The organism is Pseudomonas huaxiensis (genome assembly GCF_003231275.1).
GTDB classification, from domain to species: Bacteria; Pseudomonadota; Gammaproteobacteria; order Pseudomonadales; family Pseudomonadaceae; genus Aquipseudomonas; species Aquipseudomonas huaxiensis.
In genome coordinates, this window is the sequence record NZ_QKVL01000094.1 from 1 (window position 1) to 4,147 (window position 4,147).

Here is a 4,147-nt window from a genome sequence, read left to right on the forward strand (position 1 = left end):
TGCCAGCATCGGTATCGCCATGACCGAAGCCGACCTGCAGGTGCATCAGGTGCTCGAATACGCCCAGCCCATGGCGGGCGATTTCCAGAGCGTGCACGGCTTCTACCCGCGCAATCACCGGCTGCGCGCCCTGGCAGGCCATGTCCGCGCGATGACTGAAGAGTACAAGCTGGCCAACGGTGTGCTGGCCCTGGTGTTACCCGACCCGATTGGCATGGTCCAGGAGCTCAACGCCCAGCGCCTGTTGCGCTACCAGGCCATGCAGAAATGGCGTGCCGAGCCGACGCGGAGCTTCGAGTTTTTAACGTCCCAGGCGCTGCTTGGTATTCGTAAGGTGCAAGTCCAAAGGGCGGAAGAACGGGCGATCAAGGATGCCGAGGAGACCGTCGAGCAGCGCGGCAAGTGGAACGATAGCGTTCTCGGCGTTAGAAACACATTGCCGACCCTCGACCTTGAGACCGAGAAGACGCGCAGGATCGCCGCAGAACAGGCCGATGCCCTCGAACGGCTAGGGGACCGCTACGACGAAAAAGCTCGCGAGGACTTCGAGGACCGCTACAACAAGACACTGGCGGCCTGGCAAAGAATCATCGACGACGTCGCTGAGCCGTATGCCAGTCACTACCATGGCGCTGCGTTCCAACTGGCGGCCCTCAACGACTACAGCGTCACCTCCACTGAGTCGGTGAAGGCTTACATCCTCATGACGCGGACATGCCTGGCAGGCGGGCCGACCGATCTTCGCGCAGATGGCGAGCTTGGTCCCTCCGGACGTCTCTGGAAGAAAGAGCTGGAGAACCGCAACAGCCTGTTTTACCAAGCCTTGATGGCCAAGGACAAAAGCCTGCTCGAACAACTGACCGATGAGCTGCTCGCCGACGAGCGGACCCGCGTCTACCACAGTATCAAGACCTTAATCGCCACCGACCAGGGCCAACGGCTCATGGTCGAACCCGTACAGACCGCGATCGGCGAGTTGCTCGCGGCCGCCGCCACGGCCAGCTACGCCCTCGGTAACCAGCTATCGGAGCACGCCAAGGCGCTGGTGGGGCATCTGCACAGGGAAGCCATGCTGCGCTTTTCCGGTGTGCACATCACGCAGATCACCATTTCCCTCAAGGTGGGCGAGTACCTCACGCTGCTCAACGAGGTGCTGTACGAAGGAACCGAGCGCGTCATCGCGCAACTCGACCAGCAATTCCGCAAGCCAGCCGAGCGCAAGGTGCGGGCCATGCTGCTGGGCAACAGCTTTACCCCGGCCCTGGCCAGCAGTCATGCGGTGCTCATCGAGGTCAAGGTCTGGACGCTGGAGAGTGCCGAAGCCTTGCAGGCCCGCCTGGACAAACTGCGGGTTGGTCTTGGCGACGGCGTCGGCGATGCCCTGCGCAACGTCAGCATTGGCACGACCGCCCTCAAGGGCAGCATGGATGACCTTGCGCGGCACATGAGCCTCAATGCGGACGTCGCCCTTCTGCTGGCGCGGGACTCTATGCGCAGCATGCGCAACGCCGGAAAAGCTGCCGTGCCCGGGGGAATCGGTATGGGGCTGGCGTTGGGAAGCCTGTGGTTTCAACAGGATGCCCTGCGTAGAAGCTATGAAAACATGCTCAATACAGTGGGCGATGGCGATGCCGAGGCGGCGGCCGCCGTCATGTCGGCATCGGTCGGCGTGATGGGCGCGGGTGTGGAAGTTGTTGGGATGACTGTTCAGATCTTGCGGCCCGGTCTGACCACCGAGGTGGTTCGGGCGACGGGAGAGGTGCAGAAGATCGGGTTGGGAGTTCGGATCGTGCAGTTTGGCGGGGCGATTGTGGCGTTGGCGAGTGCTGTGGAGGGGGTGCAGTATGCGTTGGCGGCGACTAGGGCATACGAAGCTGGCGATAGAACGGCAAGAACTGCATATAGGGTAGCGTCCGCTATGGCAACAGGCTCAGCGATAGCCGGGGTTTTGGGCTCCTTGGCTCCGGCAGCAGTAGCACTCGCTCCACTCGGGATCGCCGTGCTGCTAGGCCTCGCCGCGTATGGGGTTGCGGCTTGGGCTAAAAGACTAGAGTCAGAACCCTTGGAAATGTGGGCTCGCCATTCTCTCTGGGGTATCCCGGAAAAACACCGTCGCTGGACGACCTCAAAGGACATGGACACGGCGATTGGTGCCTTGAATGCGGTATTGCTGGGTTTGACCGCAGACGCTGCGATGACCGTGAAGGTCGCGCGCAGTGGCGGACTTCCCATCGGTGATGCAGTTCCTGCTGAACTCTTTCTGGACTACAAAATCGCTCTGCCACGATACGGACTCGACGCATCGCGCTACGAGTGGGCGTTGCAGGTGTATCGGCCTGGCCAAAGCTCGGGGGAGACCATCGCGAGCGGCCGTACCGGTGGTACGAATGATCCGTTGCCGCCCCCGGCTTCATGGAAGCGACCGGGCTACCACCCTGAAACGACGGCTCCCGTCATTCGGCACGATCCCGCGTCAGGGACGCTCGTAATCAGGGGGTCCATCAGCTTTTTTGGGACTTTCGAAGTTCACGCCATTGAGCTAAAGGTGTCCTACTGGCCCGACAAGAATGCTGAAGCGGGTGTAGCCCTGCTGATTGTGAAGGAAGACAAGATTGGCGAATGGCAGGGGTGGGGCTCCGAATGAAAAGGCCTCAACTCGTTCCGCCTTGCCCCGGTTGGCGGGAGGATCTGCCCGCTCCCGAAGAGCCGCCGGTTTTAGTTCCGGCGCTTGGGTTCGATACGCCCAACCATCAGGATGAAGTCTTTCTGGAGCTACCGCGTGCGTCGGCCCTTATCAGGGGAGTGGTGATCTGGTTCGCGCCGTTCGTAAGTGTTCAGTTGATCGTTATGTGGTGGCTTTTGTTATCAGACTGGCGCGCGATGAGTGTTGAAGAGTGGATGATGTACGCTTTCTTTAGCCCCTTGACGATCTGGTCAATACTGTTTTTCTGGAAATTCGACGTCGCGCCACCCAGAGACTTACCCCTTCGCTTCAACCGCGCCCGCCAACGCCTCTACGCCTACAACTTCAAATACCGCTGGTGGAACCCATTCGAGCGCTGGCAAGTAGTACCCGTGGCCTACGACTGGTCCCAAGTCCGCGCCGAACGCTGGAGCAGACGTCACGCAACCGCACAAGGCGGAATCATCTTCCAATGCGGTGTCGAACTCGCCATCGTCAAGCCCGGCACCAACCAAGTCATCGACCGCTTCCCCCTGACCGCCATGGGCGCCGACGCGCACGCCTGGGCCTACGTTTGCACCTACATGCAGCAAGGCCCCGACGCACTGCCGCCGCCCGGCGCGCCCTGGGACCACAACGATGTGCTGTGGTGCAACGTCGCCATGCTTCTGGCGCCCAAGGTCGAATGGCCCGCTGATATGGACCTGGAATCTAGGACAGCACCATGAGCTCTGTTCTAAGCGATATATCGGTGGATTTAGGAGGGCTAGATATTCACGCCCTCGCGCTCGAAGTGTTTTATCGATCCGACAAGAGTGATGAAGCGGGTGTAGCCCGGCTGATCGTAAAGGAAGACAAGATTGGCGAATGGAAGGTGTGGGGCTCCGTATGAAAAGACCTAATCTCATACCCCCATGCCCCGGCTGGAAGGAGGACTTGCCCGGTCCCGACGAGCTGCCAGTACTAATTCCGGCGCTTGGGTTCGATACGCCCAACCATCAAGATGCTGTTTTTCTGGAGTTGCCGCGTGCGTCGGCACTTATCAGGGGAGTAGTGATTTGGTTTGCACCGGTTATGACCACCCACATACTGGCATTGTTGTGGATTTTCTTGTCAGATTGGAGTGTCTTGCAGCTTGAAGAGTGGATCATGTTGATCTTGGGCATGTCTGTATCGGTTTGGTCTCTCTGGCTCTGTGTGAAGTTCGATGTAACTCCCCCTCGAGACTTACCACTTCGCTTCAACCGCCCCCGCCAACGCCTCTACGCCTACAACTTCAAATACCGCTGGTGGAACCCATTCGAACGCTGGCAGGTAGTACCCGTAGCCTACGACTGGTCCCAAGTCCGCGCCGAACGCTGGAGCAGACGTCACGCCACTGCCCAAGGTGGAATCATCTTCCAGTGCGGTGTCGAACTCTCCATCGTCAAGCCAGGCACCAACCAAGTCATCGACCGCTTCCCC

The 4,147-nt window shown here is 59.9% G+C and carries 4 protein-coding genes; all 4 read left to right on the forward strand.

Features of this window, described 5'->3' with window-relative positions; all coding sequences use genetic code 11:
• A partial coding sequence (locus DM374_RS32125) for a T6SS effector BTH_I2691 family protein (protein WP_110973491.1) occupies positions 1-2,644 on the forward strand: 2,644 nt, incomplete at its 5' end.
• Positions 2,641-3,411: a DUF6708 domain-containing protein gene (locus tag DM374_RS33935; RefSeq protein WP_225422668.1), complete on the forward strand. Its 771-nt coding sequence runs from the start codon at positions 2,641-2,643 to the stop codon at positions 3,409-3,411. The genes DM374_RS32125 and DM374_RS33935, both read left to right, overlap by 4 nt.
• Positions 3,408-3,575 (forward strand): hypothetical protein, encoded by a 168-nt coding sequence (locus tag DM374_RS33370; protein WP_157969802.1) that lies wholly within the window; start codon positions 3,408-3,410, stop codon positions 3,573-3,575. Before DM374_RS33935 ends, DM374_RS33370 begins: the two co-directional genes overlap by 4 nt.
• Positions 3,576-3,619: 44 nt before the next feature.
• Positions 3,620-4,147 (forward strand): DUF6708 domain-containing protein (locus DM374_RS33940; protein WP_225422670.1); only part of this gene is annotated, 528 nt, incomplete at its 3' end.